17 protein-coding genes are annotated in these 18,550 nt (G+C 70.1%); 10 read left to right on the top strand and 7 right to left on the bottom strand.

Annotation, left to right across the window (positions count from 1 at the left end):
* Positions 1 to 817, top strand: an 817-nt coding sequence (locus D7X74_RS26505; protein ID WP_370450808.1) for an alpha/beta fold hydrolase, incomplete at its 5' end; no start/stop codon positions are given.
* 108 nt (positions 818 to 925) lie between these two features.
* On the top strand, positions 926 to 1,792 hold the full coding sequence (locus D7X74_RS26500) for a DUF459 domain-containing protein (protein WP_120535784.1): 867 nt from the start codon (positions 926 to 928) through the stop codon (positions 1,790 to 1,792).
* 18 nt (positions 1,793 to 1,810) lie between these two features.
* On the opposite strand, the gene D7X74_RS26495 is transcribed toward D7X74_RS26500, so the two are convergent.
* Both D7X74_RS26495 and D7X74_RS26490 read right to left on the bottom strand, forming a co-directional pair.
* On the bottom strand, positions 1,811 to 2,668 hold the full coding sequence (locus D7X74_RS26495; protein WP_120535783.1) for a general secretion pathway protein GspE: 858 nt from the start codon (positions 2,666 to 2,668) through the stop codon (positions 1,811 to 1,813).
* Between the two features lie 117 nt (positions 2,669 to 2,785).
* Entirely contained in the window at positions 2,786 to 3,154 is a 369-nt protein-coding gene (locus D7X74_RS26490; RefSeq protein WP_120535782.1) for a Spx/MgsR family RNA polymerase-binding regulatory protein, read from the bottom strand.
* Positions 3,155 to 3,231: 77 nt separating this feature from the next.
* Between D7X74_RS26490 and D7X74_RS26485 the strand changes: the two genes are divergently transcribed.
* The 5 genes from D7X74_RS26485 to D7X74_RS26465 all read left to right on the top strand — a co-directional run bounded on the left by D7X74_RS26485 (position 3,232) and on the right by D7X74_RS26465 (position 9,600).
* Positions 3,232 to 4,677 carry a right-handed parallel beta-helix repeat-containing protein gene (locus D7X74_RS26485; RefSeq protein ID WP_233602264.1) on the top strand — a complete coding sequence of 482 codons (1,446 nt, stop codon included), beginning with the start codon at positions 3,232 to 3,234 and terminating at the stop codon, positions 4,675 to 4,677.
* 195 nt (positions 4,678 to 4,872) lie between these two features.
* Positions 4,873 to 5,859, top strand: coding sequence for a lysylphosphatidylglycerol synthase transmembrane domain-containing protein (locus tag D7X74_RS26480; protein WP_233602263.1), 987 nt, complete (start codon positions 4,873 to 4,875; stop codon positions 5,857 to 5,859).
* Positions 5,860 to 5,980: 121 nt separating this feature from the next.
* Positions 5,981 to 6,391, top strand: coding sequence for an SET domain-containing protein (locus D7X74_RS26475; RefSeq protein WP_120535780.1), 411 nt, complete (start codon positions 5,981 to 5,983; stop codon positions 6,389 to 6,391).
* A gap of 195 nt (positions 6,392 to 6,586) precedes the next feature.
* On the top strand, positions 6,587 to 8,203 hold the full coding sequence (locus D7X74_RS26470) for a DUF1592 domain-containing protein (protein ID WP_120535779.1): 1,617 nt from the start codon (positions 6,587 to 6,589) through the stop codon (positions 8,201 to 8,203).
* Between the two features lie 11 nt (positions 8,204 to 8,214).
* Positions 8,215 to 9,600 (top strand): DUF1552 domain-containing protein, encoded by a 1,386-nt coding sequence (locus tag D7X74_RS26465; RefSeq protein WP_120535778.1) that lies wholly within the window; start codon positions 8,215 to 8,217, stop codon positions 9,598 to 9,600.
* 124 nt (positions 9,601 to 9,724) lie between these two features.
* On the opposite strand, the gene D7X74_RS26460 is transcribed toward D7X74_RS26465, so the two are convergent.
* Positions 9,725 to 11,011, bottom strand: a complete 1,287-nt coding sequence (locus D7X74_RS26460) for a pectin acetylesterase-family hydrolase (protein ID WP_279637099.1) — start codon at positions 11,009 to 11,011, stop codon at positions 9,725 to 9,727.
* Between the two features lie 292 nt (positions 11,012 to 11,303).
* Between D7X74_RS26460 and D7X74_RS26455 the strand changes: the two genes are divergently transcribed.
* On the top strand, positions 11,304 to 11,984 hold the full coding sequence (locus tag D7X74_RS26455; RefSeq protein ID WP_120535788.1) for a hypothetical protein: 681 nt from the start codon (positions 11,304 to 11,306) through the stop codon (positions 11,982 to 11,984).
* On the opposite strand, the gene D7X74_RS26450 is transcribed toward D7X74_RS26455, so the two are convergent.
* Positions 11,975 to 14,113 (bottom strand): ATP-binding domain-containing protein, encoded by a 2,139-nt coding sequence (locus D7X74_RS26450; protein WP_120535787.1) that lies wholly within the window; start codon positions 14,111 to 14,113, stop codon positions 11,975 to 11,977. The genes D7X74_RS26455 and D7X74_RS26450 overlap by 10 nt on opposite strands.
* 363 nt (positions 14,114 to 14,476) lie before the next feature.
* Here D7X74_RS26450 and D7X74_RS26445 point away from each other — a divergent pair, with 363 nt between their 5' ends.
* Both D7X74_RS26445 and D7X74_RS43125 read left to right on the top strand, forming a co-directional pair.
* Positions 14,477 to 15,301, top strand: coding sequence for a hypothetical protein (locus D7X74_RS26445; protein ID WP_120535776.1), 825 nt, complete (start codon positions 14,477 to 14,479; stop codon positions 15,299 to 15,301).
* A gap of 57 nt (positions 15,302 to 15,358) precedes the next feature.
* Positions 15,359 to 15,514 (top strand): hypothetical protein, encoded by a 156-nt coding sequence (locus D7X74_RS43125; protein WP_158620400.1) that lies wholly within the window; start codon positions 15,359 to 15,361, stop codon positions 15,512 to 15,514.
* A gap of 138 nt (positions 15,515 to 15,652) precedes the next feature.
* Here D7X74_RS43125 and D7X74_RS26440 read toward each other — a convergent pair whose 3' ends face one another.
* The 3 genes from D7X74_RS26440 to D7X74_RS26430 form a co-directional block, all read right to left on the bottom strand.
* Positions 15,653 to 17,260 (bottom strand): hypothetical protein, encoded by a 1,608-nt coding sequence (locus D7X74_RS26440; RefSeq protein ID WP_147446686.1) that lies wholly within the window; start codon positions 17,258 to 17,260, stop codon positions 15,653 to 15,655.
* Positions 17,261 to 17,390: 130 nt separating this feature from the next.
* Positions 17,391 to 17,948: a DUF2780 domain-containing protein gene (locus D7X74_RS26435; RefSeq protein ID WP_255424488.1), complete on the bottom strand. Its 558-nt coding sequence runs from the start codon at positions 17,946 to 17,948 to the stop codon at positions 17,391 to 17,393.
* Positions 17,949 to 18,045: 97 nt separating this feature from the next.
* A partial coding sequence (locus D7X74_RS26430; RefSeq protein ID WP_304984931.1) for an 8-oxo-dGTP diphosphatase occupies positions 18,046 to 18,550 on the bottom strand: 505 nt, incomplete at its 5' end.

Raw genomic sequence — 18,550 nt, 5'->3', positions numbered from 1 at the left:
GTTCCCTGGCGCGCCTGACAGGGAGACGCGAATGCGCCGCGCGGTAGAGCTGACGGACATTGGTGGTGGATGTGAGGAAGGGCCGCGCGTGCTGCTCCTGCCGGGGCTGGGTGCGCGGGGCGCGGGCTTCCGGGCCCTGGCCGAGCGGCTGGCGGACGTGGCGCGTCCCATCCTGGTCGAGTACCCGGAGGGTGAGCATGCGGCGTGTGGCGCCCGCGCGCTAGCGGAGCAGGTGCTCCGGGCGGCGGGGTCGGTGGACGCGGTGGTGGCCAGCTCCTTTGGCGGCATGGTGGCGGCGCACCTGGCCGCGGGCGGGGCGACGCGGGGCGTGGCGTTCCTGGGCTCGTTCACGCGCACCGCGCACGTGGGCCCGCGCGGTCGGCTCATCGCGATGATGGGGCCCATCGCGGTGCTGGGGCGTCCGGGGCGTGTCGCGGCGTCGCTGGCGGCGTGGCGGCCGGTGCCCTCCGCGCAGGTGGCGGACGTGGTGCCCACCACCCTGCTGGAGCGCCTGACGACGCTGCGTCGCGCCTTCGCCATCCACTCCGAACCGCCGCCGCCGGACCTGCGGGCCTCGAAGGTGTCGTGCCTCTGCATCCAGGGGGACCGCGACGTGCTGGTGCCTCCCGCGACGCTCGCGCGACTGGTGGCCTCGCTGCCGGACGGCACGCCCCGGCACCTGCTGCGCGGCGCGGGCCACGTGCCCTACTTCTCGCACCCGGAGGAGTGCGCGCGGCTGCTCGGGCCGTGGCTCCAGACGCTCGTGCCCATGGGGCTGGGCGCGGCGGCGGGCGCGGACCTGGGCTCCGCGGCCTGAGGGCGCGCGAGGCCGTCGCGACCTTGACGCACGGGGCCGGCTGACGGATCCGCCCTCCCTCCGGGGGGGTGTACGGATGCGCGCCCGGGAAGTAGTTTGCGACCGCCGATGTCGACCTGTTCTCTTCGCGCGCTCCTCCTCCTGGCGTCCCTGTCCACGGCGGCCCATGCCGCCTCGCAACCCGCTCCCGGGCTGACGGCTTCGCCGGTGCTGCCCACCACCCCGACCCAGGAGGTGGCCCCCGCGCCAGCGCCCGGGCCCCGGCGCACGGTGCTGCTGCTGGGTGACAGCCTCATCGCCACGGGCTTCGGGGAGTACCTCCAGACGCAGCTGGCCGCGCACCCGCGGATCCGCTGCGAGCGCAGGGCGAAGTCGTCCACGGGGCTGTCCCGCCCGGACTTCTTCGACTGGCTGGAGGTGGGGCAGCAGGAGGTGCAACTGCACCAGCCGGACGTCGTGGTGGTCATCCTGGGCGGCAACGACGGGCAGGCCCTGCACACCAAGGTGGGCCAGGCCACCGTCGCGTGGGGCAAGCCGGACTGGGAAGAGGGCTACCGGCAGCGCGTGCAGGAGTTCACCACCGCCATCTCCGCGCCGGGCCGCAAGATTGTCTGGCTGGAGCTGCCGGCCACGGGACGTCCCCGCTTCGAACAGAAGCTCACGTTGATCCGCGGCCTCCAGCGCGAGGTCATTGCCGCCCGCGAGGACTCCGTGCACCTGGACACGCGGCCCTTCTTCACCGACGCGCGCGGCAAGGCGCTGCACAAGGCCCCGGTGGAGGGCTTCCGCAAGCCCATGCGCCTGCGCATGACGGACGGCGTGCACTTCACCGTGGCGGGGGGGCGCTACTTCGCGAACAAGGTGTACCCGGAGGTGCTGGGCGTGCTGGGCCTGGAGCCCGAGCAGAAGCACACCGCGCGTCCCCCCGTGGCGCCCGCGGCGGACGCGCGGGCCCACGCCGCCGCGTCACGCTGACGGCGTTTCTTCTCCGCGTCAGGAGTGACCGGACCAGGAGGACTCGCTGCCCGCGTCCGGGCGCAGCTTGCGGACGGCGCGCAGCAGCAGCTCCTCGTCGCGCGGGTTCGCGAGGAAGCCCCGCGCGCCCAGCTTCCGCGCCCGCTCGAAGCCCTCGTCGTCCGACGTGCCGTGCACGATGAGCGAGCCTTCGATGTGGACCTCGCCCGCGAGCAGCCCCTCCATGGCCTGCAGGGGCGCGAGCACCACGTCGTTGTCGCGCGTATGCAGCACCTCCAGCGGAGAGGCGACGCGCGACGTGATGCCATTTCGCGCCAGCGTGCGCGAAATCAGCACCGCGGTGACGGGCGGCCATCCGTAGAGCATCAGCGGAGGGCTGGGCACGACCGGGCGGTTCGGCTCCGGCGCGGCGCTTCCCACGTCGCGGATGCCGTAGAGGGCGCTGAGTGCGCGGGACAGCGCGCTGTCGGAGGCCAGGTGCGGCTCCACGCGCGCCTTGCCGGACACGGCCCGCACGTCGTCCACCGCGTCCAGGGACAGCGGCGCGGGCACGGCGAGGTGGAGCACCTCGCGGTCCTCGCGCTGCTCCAGCCCCAACGGCACGACGCCGTACTGCCGGGCGATGCGCGCGGGCACCAGCGAGGTGAGTGAGCGGTCGAGCGGGTGCCGGTCCAGGTCCACCGCGTCCACGTCGAACTGGACGGCGAGCCCACGCAGGACATCCGCCTCCGTGCACACGCCCTCGCTCACCAGCGCGCGTCCCAGGGGGACCCGGACCTCGTGATGGTGCACGAGTCCCAGCCGGAGCTGGCCTTTGTCGACCACTCCGAGTTCCAGGAGGATTTCCCCCAACGGGCGTCTGGTGCCGATTTCCATGCCCTCTCAACGTGGCAACCGCGCCCGCGCGCGACGACAGACGGCCGAGCGCCCGTCCGCCTGCCCGCCTTCAAGCTCCGTGAAGGCGGGCGGCACGACGGGGGCCGGGCTGGCCTGCTACCCCCGGGCGGGGAAGAGGGCTTCGTAGGACTCGGGCTTGAAGCCGATGGTCACCGAGGTGGGGGTGACGAGCACGGGCCGCTTCACGAGCTTCCCGTCGGCGGCGAGCCACTCCACCAGCTCCGCGTCGGAGGCGGCGTCGACCTTCTCCTTGCCCAGCGCGCGGTAGCTCTGGCCACTGATGTTGAGCCACTTGCGGACGGACAGGCCGCTCAGGGCGATCCACAGGAGGAGTTCGGACACGGTGGGCGGCTGCTCGACAATGGGTCGCGTCTGGAAGGAGACGCCTCGCGCCTCCAGCCACTTCTGGGCCTTCTTGCAGGTGTCACACCCGGAGTACGCAAGCACGAGGACGTCATCGGACATGCGCGGCTTCTAGCAGACCCGAAGCATGTGGGACGCGCGTGCTAGCAATCCATGGAACACCCCCGGGAAGAGTGCACATGAACCGCCTGCGAATCCGCCCCGTCGTCCTGTCCGTCCTCTGCGCGCTGCTGTGCGGGGTGGGGTGCGCGGGCGAAGGCGTACCGGAAGCAGAGGCGCCCTCGGGACACATCCCGGACAGCGGGCTGATCGGTCGTGACGATTCGGGAACCCCGGAGCGCGACGCAGGGACTTCCGATGACCGGGACGCGGGAGCCTCCGATGACCGGGACGCGGGCACGTCCGGGGACACCGACGCGGGCGTGGCCGACGCGGGTCGTGGCGACGCGGGCACGGTGGACGCAGGTGCCGCGGACGCGGGCAGGACGGATGCGGGGGCCCCCGACGCGGGCAGCACCGATGGCGGCACGACGATTCCCACCGACGGCGGCACGCAAATCACGGGCACGCTGCCCGCGCGCCTGACGCTGGCCGGTTCCCCGTACCGCGTCGTGGGAAATGCCCAGTACGTCGTCACCATCCCGGCGGGCCAGACGACGACGGTGGAGCCGGGCGTCATCATCGACTTCAAGGGCAACCCGGACGTGACGAAGGCGGACGTGCGGGACGGCGCGCAGGACGTGATGAACCACCAGGACGGCCGCGTGGAGCTGCGCGTGTATGGCCGCATCCTGGTGCAGGGCACCGCGCAGTCTCCGGTGACGCTCACCTCCACGAATCCCTACGGCTGGTGGGGCATGAACTTCTTCGGGGAGGCGTCGACGGGGACCGGGGATCCGTCCTTCGTGCACATGGTCTTCGAGAAGGTGCGCAAGAACGAATACAACGGCGACCGGGACCGCACGCGCGGAGCGCTCTGGGCGTACTACCCGGGGCCGGTGACCATCCAGCACTCGCTCTTCCGCGACAACGAAGCCGCCGGCAAGTGCGGCGCGCTGGACCTGATGTTCACGGACGGCTCGGTGGTGACGGACACCGTCTTCGAGAACAACCGCACGCTCGACATCGACCGCTTCGCCACCGGCAATGGGGCCACCTCCGGCGGCGGCGCGATGTGCGTCACCCACGGCCGCAACTCCACCGTGCGCGGCAACACCTTCCGGAACAACACGCTGTCGGCCTTCCGGGGCAGCCACTCCAACGCGCTCGTGTCGCGCACCTACGAGGTGTGGCCCAACGGCGCGAACCACTACGACCTGGGCGGCGGCGGGGCGCTGCACTACTTCCAGCCCGACAACGACCTCATCGAGAACAACCGCTTCGAGAACAACGCCGCCGTGGGCGGACCGGGCGCGGCCCTCTACCTGGAGGACGTGCCCAACGCGGGCGTCACCGTGAAGGGCAACCAGTTCATCGGCAACCAGGCCGGCGCCGGGGGCGTCATCGTCTGCAACCGGGGTGGAGGCTCCGGCATCGAGCTGGTGCTGGGCGCGGGCAACACCTTCAGCGGCAATACCGTCAACGGCGCCGCCGCTCCCCAGGTGACCGGAGACTGCGCGCGCTGACCCCGCGACCATACGCGGCCAGCCCACCGGGCCCCTGGACTCCCTCCGGGGGGGCAGACGGCCTGCCATGCCCCCCGACCTGCCCCGGAGTACGCCGAAGCGCATCCTTCCGGAAACCGTCGCACCACCGGAGGCAGCGAACGCATGGAGGGCACCCGCGCGGAACCCACTCCCTTGCTGGAGGAACCGCTGGAGGTGCCTCCGAAGCGACGGCGGGGCTGGTGGATTCCGGGCGCGCTGATGCTCGTCGCGCTGCTCGCCTTCATCTTCTCCCGGCATACGGAGGAGAAGCAGTTCCTGGACCTCGTGCGGCAGGCCCGGCCCGCGTGGCTGCTGGTGGCCGCCGCGTGCCAGCTGGGCACGTACCTGTGCGTGGCGGGCATCTGGTGGACGGTCCTGCACCGCTACCAACTGCGCGCCTCGCTCTGGTCGCTGGCGCGGCTGTCGCTGATGAAGCTGGCGTTCGACCAGGTCATCCCCACCGGCGGCGTGGGCGGCTCGCTGCTCGTCGGACGCGGCCTGCGCCGTGAGGGCGCGAACCCCGGCACCGCGGCGGGCGCGGTGCTGCTGACGGTGCTGTGCTTCTACGTGGCGCAGGCGCTGGGCGTGGGCGTGAGCCTCTTCTTCCTCTGGCGCAAGTCGGAGCTGAGCGACTGGATCCAGTGGCTCGTCACCGGCTTCGGCGTGCTGGCGGTGGCCATCCCGGTCTGCATCCTCTGGGCGACGCGGCACCGCGAGTGGAAGCCGGGCCGCTGGGCCCGGCGAATCCCCGCGCTGGGCACGATGCTCAAGGCCATCGCGGAGGTGCCTCCCGGCATGCTGTTGGATCCCGGCCTGCTCGCGCGCGGCGTGGCCCTGCAACTGGGCGTCTACGTGCTGGATGCGGCCACGCTCGGCGCCATGCTGCGCGCGCTGGGACAGGAGGCGCCGCTGAGCACCGTGTTCGTCAGCTTCATGGTGGCCTCCATGGCGGAGACCGTGTCCATCATCCCCGGGGGCGTGGGCACCTATGAGGCCGCCTCCGTGGGCATGCTCAACCTCTTCGGCGTCCCGGTGGAGGCCGCGCTCGCGGGCACGCTGCTGCTGCGCGGCTTCACCCTGTGGCTGCCGCTGCTGCCCGGCCTGTACCTGCTGCGCCACACCTTCCGCGGCGGCCCCACGCCCGGTCGGCAGCCGGGCTGACGTCCCTGATTCCCCGCCTTATCCGAAAGCCTCCTCACGTCCGTCGCTGACCGCTTTCCGTTGTCGCCCGGGTGCGCGATGGTTGCGGTCCGTGGACACTGGAAGCGGAGACGAAGCGCGGATGAACCAGGGCTCGGCGTTGTTCCTTCATCCCGGGGTGAAGGTGCGGCCCTGCGAGTGGGGGATGGGCGTCTTCACCGATGCCTTCATCCCCGCGGGCGACCTCATCGAGGAGTGCCACTACCTCAAGGTCCCCCAGCGGCAGTGCCGGGGCGAACCGCTGGACGACTACGTCTTCGAGATCCGCTGGCACCGCCACGAAGAGCCCCGCAAGGGCGACTGGGTCGCGCTCGTGATGGGCTACGGGATGATCTACAACCACGCCAGCGAACCGAACGCGTCCTACAGCCGCGCCGTGGACCGCGATGTGTTCCGTTATCACGCACTGCGGGACATCCACCCCGGTGAGCAGATCTTCATCAGCTACGGGGAGAACTGGTGGACCGCGCGGGGTGAAGAAGTCCCGCCCTGAGTCGCGTCCGCACCGTGTGCGTACCTGACAGGTGCGTCCCCACCTCGAATCCCGTGGGGTGGTGAGATTCCTCTCAGGAATGGCGAAACGGTCGGAAATGAAATCCCCGCTGAAAGCGTCGGCCGCAAACAGTAGGATGAAGTCCGCCTGCGCGCCGGTCCTCAGGCCGCGCGGGTGCGAGGAATGCCAGACACCATGCCACTGCGTCGTTTCTATCTGTCCTCCGCTCTCGTGCTGTCCGCTTCCGCGTGCACCGGCAACATCGGTGGACAGGATGAGGCCCCCGAGAGCGCGGCGGCTCCCGCACGCGTGCGCCGGCTGACGCGCGAGGAGTTCAACAAGTCCGCGTCCTCCGTGCTGGGCACCCCCGTCGACATCGCCCAGGGCTTCGCGGCCGAGGACACCATCCTCGGCTTCTCCACCCACGAGCGGCTCCAGGTGACGTCGCTGCTGGCGGATCAAATCGACACCGCCGCGCTCTCACTGGCGGAAGCCGGCAAGTCGCAACTCAGTGACTTCTACACGTGTCCCAAGACCGTCACGGCGGACGACTGCGCGAAGTCCTTCATCCAGAGGGTGGGCGCGCGCGCCTTCCGCCGGCCGGTGACGGCGGAGGAGGAGGCGGACCTGCTCGCGCTCTTCAACGCGGGCAAGCAGGGCGGCAACATGAGCACGGGCGCGGAGCTGGTGCTCCAGGCGCTCTTCTCCTCCGCGTCGTTCCTGTACCGCACGGAGCTGGGCCCCGACACCGCTCGCAAGGGCCAGGTCGTGGAGCTGACCCCCTACGAGGTCGCCTCCGAACTGTCCTTCATGGTGACCGGGGGGCCTCCGGACGCCACGCTGCTCGCCGCCGCCCAGGCCGGTTCGCTGACGTCGCCCGACGAGCGTGAGAAGCAGGCCCGCCGCCTGCTCCAGACGCCGGAAGCGCGCCTGAAGCTGCGCCAGTTCTTCATTGAATGGCTGGGCATCAGCGGCCTGAACAAGGTCAACAAGAACAACCAGGTGTACCCGGACTACAGCGTGGAGTTCCGCGACTCCATGGTGCGCGAGCGCAACGCCTTCATCGACTCCATCGTGAAGGACCACGCGGGTTCGGTGGAGGAGCTGCTCAGCGCGAACTACTCCTACGTGGATGAGACGCTCGCGAACTTCTACGGAGGGCTTGAGCGCACCAACGTGGACGACGAGGGCATGGGCCGCGTCACGCTGCCCCCGGAGCGACTGGGCATCATCACCCAGGCGGGCGTGATGTCCACCTACGCCCACTTCGACTCGTCCTCGCCCATCAAGCGCGGCAAGTTCGTGCTCACGCGCCTCTTGTGCCGCACGGTGCCCGCGCCGCCCGCGAACGTGTCCACCATCCCTCCGGCCGTGTCGGAGAACGCCACCACGCGCGAACTCTTCGCGGCGCACACCAACAACCCGGCCTGCGCCAGCTGCCACAAGACCATCGACCCCATGGGCTTCGGCATGGAGAACTTCGACGGCCTGGGCCAGCACCGCACGGAGGAGAACGGCCGCACCGTGGACGCCACCGGTGGCGTGGTCGCCCCGGACGGCACCCTGACGAAGCCCTTCACGGGCGGCGCGGAGCTGGGCCGCTACCTGGCGACGAGCGACGAGCTGGCCAACTGCGTGCCCCTGCAACTGGTGCGCTACGCGATGGGACGTGACGAACACGCCTCCGACACGCAGATGCTCGACGCCATGCGCACGGGCACCTATCGCCAGGACCATCTGAAAGTCACTGAAGCGCTCGTCAGTCTGGTGCGCTCGGCCTCCTTCACGCAGCGGCGTCTGCCCACCCGTTGAGCCAGAACCCCATGCCCCGCGATCTTTCCCGACGCAGCATCCTGAAGCTCCTGTCCGGCACGGCCATGGCAGCGCCCTTCGCGCACCTGCTCACCAGCTCCGTGGCCGAAGCGGCCGACGCCGCCCCCCTGCGCTTCATCGCCCTGTTCACCCCCCACGGCGTCCTGCCCGAGTACTGGACGCCCAAGGGCGGTGAGACGGACTTCAACATCGACTTCGAGAACTCCGTCCTCCAGCCCCTGCAGCGCCACCGCTCCAAGCTGCTGGTGCTGGACGGCCTGGACTACCGCGTCCTCTACGAGCACGGCCGCACCGGCCATGAAGGCGGCCCCGTCACCTTCCTCACCGGCAGCGAGGTGGTGGTGGACAGCGGCGATGAGCTGCCCGCGGGCCCGTCCCTGGATCAGGTGATTGGCAACGCGGTGGGCGGCTCCACGCAGTTCCGCTCCCTGCAACTGCACGCCTTCGAGCAGTTCGGCGCCCAGCACGTCTACAACAGCATCAGCTTCACGGAGAACGGCTCGCGCGTGCCGTTCGAGCTGAACCCCGCCAACGTCTACAAGCGGCTCTTCGGCAGCATGGGCGGCTCCAGCGCGGAGGCGCAGGCCATCCTCCTCAAGAGGAAGAGCCTGATGGACTACCTCATCAAGGACGCCACCCGGCTGAAGAAGCGGCTGGCGACCGCGGAGGGCCAGAAGCTGGACACGCACCTGGAGGCGCTGCGCGACATTGAACGGCGGCTCACCAACGTGGGCGCGCTGGGGTGCGTGAAGCCGGAGGAGCCGTCGGACGCGCTGAGCGACCTGGGCAACCTGGACAACATGCCCGGCCTCACCCAGCTGCACATGGACCTCATCGCCCGGGCGTTCGCGTGTGACTTGACGCGCGTGGTGACGATGACGATCCCCGGGCCGTCCATGCCGTGGATCGACATCCCGGAGGACATCCACAACGACATCGCGCACCGCACCGACACCCAGTCGCAGCCGGAGCGCACGGAGATCCGCCTGCGCATGGTGCGCGTGCAGCAGTGGTACTCCGAACAGCTGGCGCTCCTGATGGACTCGCTCGCGGCCATCCCGGAGGGCAGCGGCACCGTGCTCGACAACACCGTCATCCTCTGGGGCAACGAGCTGGGGGACGCGGCCGGCCACATGAACGTGTCCATCCCCACGGTGCTGGCGGGCGGCGCGGGCGGGAAGTTCCGCATGGGCCGCTACCTGGCCCTGCGCCCCAACAACCGCGACCCCCTGGGCAACTGGGAAGGCCCGGGCAAACCGCTGGCGGGCGCGGTGGAGCACAACAAGCTGCTCACCTCCATCGCCCAGGCCTTCGGCGTCAACGTGGACCGCTTCGGCCACGAGGCCTACACCGGCACGCTGCCCGGCCTCACCTGACGCCTTGAGGTCGTCCCAGGGCCTTTGCACGGGCCCTGGAAGCGGGGCCCTGAAATGACAACGGGAGCGGGCCTGATGCTGGCCCGCTCCCGCTTTCATTTCCGGCTGCCGTGAAGCGGTGGGACTACCCGCCGAGCGCGCCGTTGATGAGGGGGGCGAGGATGCTCATGCCCGCGTCCTCGTTGTTGTAGTTGTTGGCCGGCTCGTAGATGCGCACGCGCTGGTTGCCGTTGATGAAGCGGCTCAGGAACACGTCCATCGACACGAACTCGCTGTGGCAGGCGTAGGACTGCCAGGGGCTGGAGGCGTACTCGTACCAGTACTTCTTCTCCATCTTCTGGCAGGCGTGCGCGCCCACGAACGTGATGATGGTGCTGCAGTGGCTGGCGTTGATGGCGCGCTGGTGCGGGATGAAGTAGCTGAAGTTGTTGTACTTGTTCAGCTCCGCGACCAGGGCGTCCTGGTCCTGCTTCCAGTAGGCGTGGATGGAGGCCTGGTCGTTGGGCGTCTTGAAGCGCTCATACGAATAGCGCGAGTAGTTGAAGTCCAGCGTGTAGCCCGTGTACGCGAGCTGGTCGTTGGGGAACTCCGTGGCCACCATGCGGTTGATGGTGCCCATGTCGTTGATGCTGAAGCTGGCCGGCAGCAGGCTGAACACCGAGTCCAGGTTCCACGACGAACGGATCTTGTCGTGCAGCGGGCGCGACAGGGAGTTGCCGTTCGGCGCCATGAAGATGGGGCCGGAGTCGTTGAGCAGGTAGCCGCGCGCCGGGTTGATGGCCTTGCGGATGAAGTAGTAGCCGGCAGACGTGGACGTGCCGCCCGCGCTGTAGCCCGTCACCAGCAGCTTCTGCACGCTGGGGAAGTTCGCCTTGGCGTAGTTCGCCGCGGCGATGGTGTTGGTGTAGCCGGAGTGGTGCCACACGAGCGGCGCCTGGCCCCCGGTGGTGTCCGTGTACGTCTTCACGTTGTTGCCGATGTGCACGTCGCCCGTGCAGTACGGCAGGTAGACGATGTTCCAGTCCTTCGTGACGATGTCCTTGCGGTCACGGAAGGGCAGGCCCGGGTCCGCCCCGTTGACGATGGGGGACACGTACTTGGCCGTGAACTGCGTCATGTAGTCGTCGGAGATGCCGTTGGGGTTCGCCGCCCCCAGGATGCCCGTGCGGCCGCTACAGGAATCGTAGTCCCAGCACGCACCACCGCCCTCCATCATGAACAGCAGGTTGGGCGACGACGTGCGGTGCACGAAGAACTTGTACTGCGAGCCATTGCCACACTTGGTGCCGGGCAGCGTCACCTTCTGCCAGTTGTAGGTGTTTCCGCCGTCCACCAGGACGTCAACGATGCCTTCCACCAGCACCTCGGCGCGAGCCGAGCTCACGGGGGCGGCGAGGGCCAGAAGGCTCATCCAGAGAAAACTTCTCATGCGGCTTCCTCCACAGGGGGATTGGGTTGCGACCGCGAATGATACGCTTTGTTTATCAGTCGGAACCAAGGAAGCTGCGTAGGAGCTGAAAATAGTGAACTTCACGGAGGATGCAGGTTTCCAGTGGGAAGGATAGGTTTTGCCATCCCGCGTCAGGGATTGGGTGGAAATTGATGCGTCGCGGCAAGTCTTAAATGTATCATTTGCGCATTGCGTCGCCGTGTCTGCGTGAATGGGTTGCGGTGGGCGGCGGGCGCGCGGTATGGCCTTGGGCATGAGCACGCGCGCGCGGTGGAAGCTGCCCCTGGGCACGGCGGGAGTCCTGGCCCTGGCGGCGGGGGCCTGGCTGACCTTCGGAGGCTCCCCGGCGGACGACGCCCAGGGGCCTGTTGCCGCGATGACGCCGGCAACGCCGCCTCCGCCTGTCTTGAACGCGGGGCCGGCGGTGCCTCGCACGCGGGACGGCGGGCTGGACCTGGCGGGCGCGGCGGCGGCCCAGGTGCAGGCCCAGGCGCCCCAGGAGGAGCCCTCCGGGCCCTACCCGGTGGACCTGGAGGCGCTGCGCGCGAAGCTGCCGGACAACCTGTACTGGGAGACGGGCGTGCCCACGAAGGAGCCGGCGGAATTGCGGCGGCGCGCGGAGGTGGAGGCGAAGTGGAACACCCTCTTCGGCCGGGTGCAGTCCAACGAGGCCACCGTGGAGGAGGTGCAGCAGCACTTCGAGCACCGCCGCAAGGTGTCCGAGGACGCCATCTCCTTCGCCACCACGATGCTCGCGGACTACGGCGACAAGCTGCCGTCGCAGGACCAGGGCCTCTTGGAGCTGAGCGTGCGGATGCACCGCACGCGGCTGGCGGAGCTTCCCCGGCAACAGGAGGAAGCGCTCGCGCGCCGCGAGGCCCATGCCCAGCGGCAGCGCGAGTGGCGTGAAAGCGGCGGCGGCCGTCAGCCCTGAAGCGGCTCCACCGCCCCGGGGAAGGTCCGGATGAGCGGGGAGCGCACGGCGGAGGAGGCCACCCAGAGCTGGTGGGAGGAGCGGGTGACGGCGACGTGCAGGCGGCGGCGGGCCTCGTCGTCCGCGGGGTAGGCGCGGGCCGTCACGTCCGGCAGGACGACGTAGTCGAACTCCAGCCCCTTCACGTTGTCCACGTCCGTCACGTCCACGCCGGGCTCGAAGGAGAAGTCTCCTTCCAGCACCAGCCGCGCCCAGGGCATCTCCGCGATGACGCGGTGGAAGGACTGGGCGGCTTCCCGGCTGCTGGCGATGACGCCCACGGACGCGTGCGGCTCGCGCAGCACCAGGTCGCGCAGGGCGTCTCCCAGGAACAGCCACGCCTGGGCCTCGTCGGGGAAGTGGTGGAAGCCCACGGGCGCGCCCTCACGGCCGGCCTTCGCGGGAGACACGGGGGCCTGGGTGCCCAGCACGTGCTGCGCCAGCTCCACCACGGGGCGCGGGCAGCGGTAGGACACCTGGAGCCGGCAGGTGGCGGCGTCGCGGAGGCCCAGCTCCTCCAGCGCGGCGTCCCAGCCGGCGAAGCCCGCGGTCGTCTGTTGCATTTCGTCGCCCGCGAGCGTGCAGCTGCGGCTGTCGCCCAACAGCTGCCCCACGACGAAGAGCTCGAAGAGGGAGAAGTCCTCCGCCTCGTCCAGCACCACGTGCGCCAGCCGCTCCGCGCCCAGCGCGCCCCGCTGCGCCTTGAGGAACATCAGGATGGGCAGGTCGTCGAAGTCCAGCGTGCCCGCGAGCGCGTCCGGCGTGTCGGACTCAATCGTCTTGCCATCCACGGTGACGAGGCTGTCCGGGTCGTAGTCCCGGTACTGACGCTCCAGGGGCGTGGCCGTCTGGAGCTTGGTGTGCTCCACCGTCTCCTCCACCACCGTGCGCGGCAGCTCGCCTTTGGCTTCCGCCACCACGGACTCCAGGAAGGCGCGGTCCATGAACGCGTCCGCCAGCCGGATGCGCAGCCGCTCCAGGGTGAGGGGCTGCGGGGCCTTGGCCCTGGGCAGGCTCACGCGCTCCGCCAGCCGGCGGCGCAGCACGGGGTGGCGCTTGAGTCGGGAGACGAGCGCGGGCGTCTCCGGCGCCAGCTTGAGGCCCGGCACGCTGAAGGCGGAGCGCGCGGTGCTGAGCGACCAGGACTCCAGCGTCTCCACGGACACCTTGCCCAGGCCCAGGGGCGCGAGCAGCCGGCGCGTCAGCCGGGCCAAGCCCTCCTCGGGGACGACGACCTTGGTGCGCGCCTGCGGGAACTTCTTCGCGTCGTCGAAGGCGACCTTCGCCAGCCGGTGCAGGGCCACGGTCGTCTTGCCGCTGCCCGCGCTGCCCAGCACCAGGAGCGGCTGCTCCGGGCCGGTGCTGACGGCGGCGTACTGCTCCGCGTCCAGGAGCGCCGTCACGCCGAAGGCATCCTCGACATGCGTCGTGCCCCGACCCACGCCCAGGGCTCCGGGGCGGGCGGCGGTGCCGGTGCCGCCGGAGAGGACGGAGGTCGCGTCGCGGCCTCGCGCGTGCCACCGGCCCTGGGCGTCGCGCTGGAGCAGGTGGGGGCCGGTGCTGATGCGGGTGAGGACGCCCTTCTCGATGATGACCAGCCGGCGCGCCTGCACGTCGCCCTCGGAGAGCCGGTCGCCGAAGTACTCCTCGTAGGAGTCCCCCTCCTCGTAGTTGTAGAAGACGCGGGCGACGGGGGCGAACCTCCAGTCGATGACGCGCACGCCGGCGGCGAGGTTGGCGAAGCTGGTGCGGCCGAGCAGGTAGTCGCGCTCACCGGTGGGGCCCGCGAGCCGCAGGTGGGCGAAGTAGGGGGCGTTGCTGTCCGGCAGGGGCACGACTTCCTGCCGCTCCAGCATGGAGCGCACTTCGTTCATCTGGGTGAAGACGTGCGGCAGGTCCGCCGCGTGCGCGGTGGTGGCGTCGTCGCGCAGCACCTGCAGCTGCGCCATCAGCCCCTGGGTGTCCAGCGTCCGCTCCGCGGCCTGTCGGCGCGCTCCGGCGAGTGCGTCCTGGACCCGTGACAGCAGGGCTTCTTCCTCGGCGATGAGCGCGAGCGCCTCCGACGACAGCTCCTGCTCCGGGCCGGTCATGTCCTTTCCTTTCGCGCCGCGCGAGGTGTCCGGCGTCACGCCGGTTCCTTCTGCTGCGTGCTTCGCGGCGCGCGCAAGGTGACGTCTGGTTCATCCGGGGTCAACCCGTTGGTTTTTTTGGCCGTCTTGCTAATGTGAGGATCGTGGTCGCAGCGCCCGGTTCGGCCCTCCCACGTTGCTTTTGTTCCCCTTCGCCTTCCGCCGTGGCGGGTTGCCTCCCCGGGGGACGAGGCGGGTGTCCTCGACTGATCGCTCCGGGTGTCCGTGTGTCGGCTGGCGGCGCGCACCGCAGGCGGGTGGCTTCTAACGGCGCGCGCGGCTTGCTTGCGTCCGCATCCATCCCGAACACGGAGGAAGCACCGGATGAGCACGATGAACTCGCCGTTCCGCTGGACGCTGTCACTCGCCGTCGCGTTGGGGGTCGTCACGTCGGCGCGGGCCCAGGAGAGCGAGCCCCTGACGGAGACGGAGACGGAGACGCGCACGACGACCGTGACGACGGAGCCGGTGCGGCCCGAGGGGCGCATGGGGCTGGAGTTCGCGGTGAGCGGGAACGTGGGCTTTGGCGCGGGCTATGTCTACAAGGACGGCACGAGCCCCACGGGCACGGTGGAGAGCCTGAAGATCACCGACTCCGCGAAGGTGTCCATCCCCGTCATCGCGGAGGTGGGCTTCCGCGTGACGCCGAAGTTCTATCTGGGCGTGTGGGGCAGCTGGGAGAAGGTCTTCACCAAGGAGAACCCGATTTCGTGCCCGACGGGCTTCGACTGCTCGACCTATCAGTGGCGCGTCGGGCCGGAGGTCCGCTACCACCTGTCGCCGATGGGCGGCTTCGATCCCTGGATTGGCCTGGGCGTGGGCCTGGAGTTCCTCAAGAGCCACGTGCAGGGCACCACGCAGGTCCCGGTGGCGCCGGGTGTCGTCGTTCCGGCGGAGGTGGACACACGGGTCACCGACAAGGGACCGACCTTCGCGCGCCTCGCGTTGGGCGGAGACATCCGCCTCACCCGCGCCCTGTCGGTGGGGCCCATCATCACCGCGTCGATTGGCAGCTACACGGTTCGCACCGGAACCCAGACGCTGAACATCACCGGCGTGGGTGAACGCCCAGGGACGCTGGCCCGCGTGGATGATGGCTTCCACGGCCTGTTCACCGTGGGCCTGCGGTTCGCCGTGCTTCCGCTGTGAACCTCGGGGACCCGGGTGAGGTGTCTTGGGGCGCGACCCCACCTCCCCGGAGGGAGCATGTCTCGCAAGGCGTACGTCGTGGTGGCCGGGCTGGCGCTGCTGCGGGCCCTGGTCTTCGTCTGGCGGAGCACCGCCGCGCGGCCCGCGACCGTTCGCGCGGACTCCGCGGCCGTCACCCCGGGGAGCCCCTGGCGGGCGGACGTCTGGGATTGAGCTGTCACTCACGTTCACGCGTGCTCGCTGAACGGGCGTAGGACTGCGGGGAGGAGACGCACGTCGTGAGGGCCGTCGCGACGTGCGCATCCTCCCAACGGTGAGGGGTGAAACCCGTCACCGGAATCCTGGCGGGGCTCAGGCCGCCTTCTGCGTCTGGTTTTCTTCCATCCACTGGGCCAGGTCCGCGGCGGTGCCCTTCTTCTCCAGGGGTGGGGTGATGGCCGTGCGCCGCGACACCTCCAGCTCCCAACTGGCATTGAAGTAGGGGCCCACCTTGATTTCGGGCGCGAGCGAGATGCCCTTCTGCGTGTAGGGCGTCGCCTTGAGGCTCACGTCCGCGTCCTTGCCCGCGGCCTTCAGCGAGCCCGGCACGTCTCCGGTGATGAGGCGCTCCAGGGCGCCGCTCTCCTGGAGCTTGCGCGAGTTGCCCTCGATGCTGACCTCCACCGCCATCCCCACGCCGTTGCCCTGGTAGGTGCCGGCGCCGTCCACGGACAGCGTCACCTTGCTCTTCTTGCCGGCGCCCATCTGCTCCTTCGCGGAGCCCAGCGTGCCCTTCGGATCCTCCAGGAGCGTGTCCACCGTGACGCCGGAGGGGATGGGATAGCGCGTCTCCATCTCCACCTTGCCGTTGACCTTGCCGGTGCCGCCCAGCGACACGCCGCCTTCAAAGGGCAGCTTCATGTTGTCCGGCCCGGTGACGGTGCCCTTCGTGCCCAGCCCCTTGCCCAGGCCCCCGCTGAGCTCCACCTGCAGGTTCTCCTTGAGCACCAGCTCGGAGGGCTTTCCCTCCTTGAACTCGATGCGCAGCGACTTCTCCCCCCGGCCCTTGATGCCCCCGCTCGCCGAGTCCACCAGCGTCCCCTTGAGGTCCAGCTCGGCGGTGACCTGCGCGACGCTGGCGCCGCGCACCTCCATGGCGGACATCTTGCTCTGGAGCCAGTCCAGCTCCTCGGGCGAGGGCTGCGGCCTGGGCGTGCCGGCGATGTTGCACTCCGCGCCGGACTGCATGCGGCCCAGGATGTCCTGCGCCTTGGCCACATCGTCTGGCGTGTCGAGCTTGTATTCGACCTTGCCGCCGCCACCGCCCAGCGCCTTGAGGTCCAGCCCCTTGAGCTTGCCGGTGCCAATCCCTCCCAGCACCTCCGCGTCCATGCTCAGCGTGTAGACGGGCTTTGACTCCCTGGCGCCTGTCTTCGGGTCTGTCTTCTCCTCCGCGTCACAGCTCACTTCGTACTGGGCCTTCGTGTTCAACCGGCCCAGCTTGATGCCACCGTCGAACCCGCCGGACAGCGAGTACTTGTCGCCGGGCTTCATGGATTCGATCTGCTTCTTCGCGTCGAGCACCTCGGGCTTCGCGTTGCTCAGCGCCTTCAGCGTCCCGTCCACCTTCGACTCCAACCAGGCGTAGCCGGGCAGGTTCTGGCGCGCGGTCTCCTGCAACTGCTCCAGGACCCCCGGCGGCTCCGCGGTGGCGCCCACCCCGCCCGAGGCCTGCACCTCGGGCGGGGCGCCCGTCACGCCGCCGGCGAGTCCCAGCCCCGCCTGCGCGCCCTCCACGCCGCCCGCGATGCCTCCGCCGGCAAGGGTCCCCCCCGGTCCCCTTGCCTCGAACACGTCCGCCGCGCGTCCGACGGCGGGCCGCTGCGACGGACGGGTCGCGGGTCCCTGCGTCGGCGGTTCGGGCGGCCGACGCGGGACGACCGGAACGGACGGAGGTTGCGTGCGCGAAAGAAAGGTCATGGCCGGCTCCTGGGCAGGGTGGGACCCGCCTCACCCTTCCAGGACATCCGGGCCGGAATTCTTTTGCATTGCTGGCCGCATCTTCCGAAGCCCTGGACCTCCCAGGTCCAGGGCCCGGGGGCCAAGGGGACTACTTGCCCAGGAGTCCGCCGAGCATGCCGCCCAGCCCGCCACCGCCCTGGGGGCCGCTGCCGCCGCCCGCGAGCATGGGGGCCACGGCGAGGATCTTGCCAACGAGGCCCGGATCCAGCCGGGACTTGAGGAAGTCGAGGAGCAGGGGCGCCACCAGGGTGGCCTTGCCCGCGTCCAGGTTGAAGCGCTGGAGGATGGCCACCACCCCGGCCACCTCGCCCGCGTGGGCCGCCGCGCCGCCCAGGGCGCCCATCAGGCCACCACCACCGCCGCCGCCACCGCCCATGAGGCCACCCAGGGCGCCCATCAGGCCGCCGCCGTCGGCCGCGGGGGCCTGGGCCTGGGCCTGCTGCTGCCAGCCCTGCATCTCCGGGATGGATTGCTCCATCTGCTTCGCCGCGTCCGGGCCCACCTTCTCCTGCACGGTGCCCTGCACCATCTTCAGGAGGGAGCCCGCGAGCCCCTGCGCCTGCGTGCCATCCACTCCAAGCTGCTGCGAGAGCTGTCCGATGAGGTCCATGCCGCGCTCCTTCGTGTGTCCGCGTGAGAGGCGCACCGTTGTAGCGGGCCGGGAGGCAAAGCTCGCGGGAAACCGTGGGGGCAGGGCTTGCGAGCGTTGGTCCGCGGACGCCCCCTCGCCGCGCGTCCGGCCCCTACAGTCGGGTGAAGGACCAGCTCACCGCGCTGCCGTTGGCGTAGGGCATGACGCCGTGGAAGGGGCGGGGGTCCGCGTCGAACACGAGCGGCAGGAAGTGCCGGTCCCCATCCCACAGCGACAGCGACAGGATGGAGGACACCGGGACCCACGACAGGGAGCCCTCGGGGTTCTTCTCCAGGGGCGTGCCCTCGAAGGCGTCGATGCGGAAGATGAAGCCCAGCCAGTCCTCGCCGTGCTTGCCGAACCCGGGCCAGGACAGGGTGCCCCGGAGCACCATGCGCGTGCACTCGATGCCGGCCTCCTCGCGGATCTCCCGGCGCATGCACGCGGCCACGTCCTCGTCGCGGTCCAGCTTGCCGCCCAGCCCGTTGTACTTGCCGTAGTGGGCGTCATCCGGGCGGGCGTTGCGGTGGATGAGCAGGACCTGTTGCCCGTCCGGCGACAGCACGTAGCCCAGCGTGGCGACGATGGGGGTGTAGGGCATGGGGACGGCCTCCTGG

The organism is Corallococcus sp. CA047B (genome assembly GCF_003612065.1).
GTDB lineage: Bacteria > Myxococcota > Myxococcia > Myxococcales > Myxococcaceae > Corallococcus > Corallococcus praedator.
Note: the sequence above shows the minus strand (reverse complement) of the source record. Positions and strands in the feature narration are given on the sequence as shown.

Bases quoted from the DNA above. Each gene is read 5' to 3' on its own strand.
- D7X74_RS26500 (WP_120535784.1), top strand. From the start codon at position 926: ATGTCGACCTGTTCTCTTCGCGCGCTCCTCCTCCTGGCGTCCCTGTCC.
- D7X74_RS26495 (WP_120535783.1), bottom strand. From the start codon at position 2,668: ATGGAAATCGGCACCAGACGCCCGTTGGGGGAAATCCTCCTGGAACTC.
- D7X74_RS26490 (WP_120535782.1), bottom strand. From the start codon at position 3,154: ATGTCCGATGACGTCCTCGTGCTTGCGTACTCCGGGTGTGACACCTGC.
- D7X74_RS26485 (WP_233602264.1), top strand. From the start codon at position 3,232: ATGAACCGCCTGCGAATCCGCCCCGTCGTCCTGTCCGTCCTCTGCGCG.
- D7X74_RS26475 (WP_120535780.1), top strand. From the start codon at position 5,981: ATGAACCAGGGCTCGGCGTTGTTCCTTCATCCCGGGGTGAAGGTGCGG.
- D7X74_RS26470 (WP_120535779.1), top strand. From the start codon at position 6,587: ATGCCACTGCGTCGTTTCTATCTGTCCTCCGCTCTCGTGCTGTCCGCT.
- D7X74_RS26465 (WP_120535778.1), top strand. From the start codon at position 8,215: ATGCCCCGCGATCTTTCCCGACGCAGCATCCTGAAGCTCCTGTCCGGC.
- D7X74_RS26460 (WP_279637099.1), bottom strand. From the start codon at position 11,011: ATGAGCCTTCTGGCCCTCGCCGCCCCCGTGAGCTCGGCTCGCGCCGAG.
- D7X74_RS26455 (WP_120535788.1), top strand. From the start codon at position 11,304: ATGAGCACGCGCGCGCGGTGGAAGCTGCCCCTGGGCACGGCGGGAGTC.
- D7X74_RS26450 (WP_120535787.1), bottom strand. From the start codon at position 14,113: ATGACCGGCCCGGAGCAGGAGCTGTCGTCGGAGGCGCTCGCGCTCATC.
- D7X74_RS26445 (WP_120535776.1), top strand. From the start codon at position 14,477: ATGAGCACGATGAACTCGCCGTTCCGCTGGACGCTGTCACTCGCCGTC.
- D7X74_RS43125 (WP_158620400.1), top strand. From the start codon at position 15,359: ATGTCTCGCAAGGCGTACGTCGTGGTGGCCGGGCTGGCGCTGCTGCGG.
- D7X74_RS26440 (WP_147446686.1), bottom strand. From the start codon at position 17,260: ATGACCTTTCTTTCGCGCACGCAACCTCCGTCCGTTCCGGTCGTCCCG.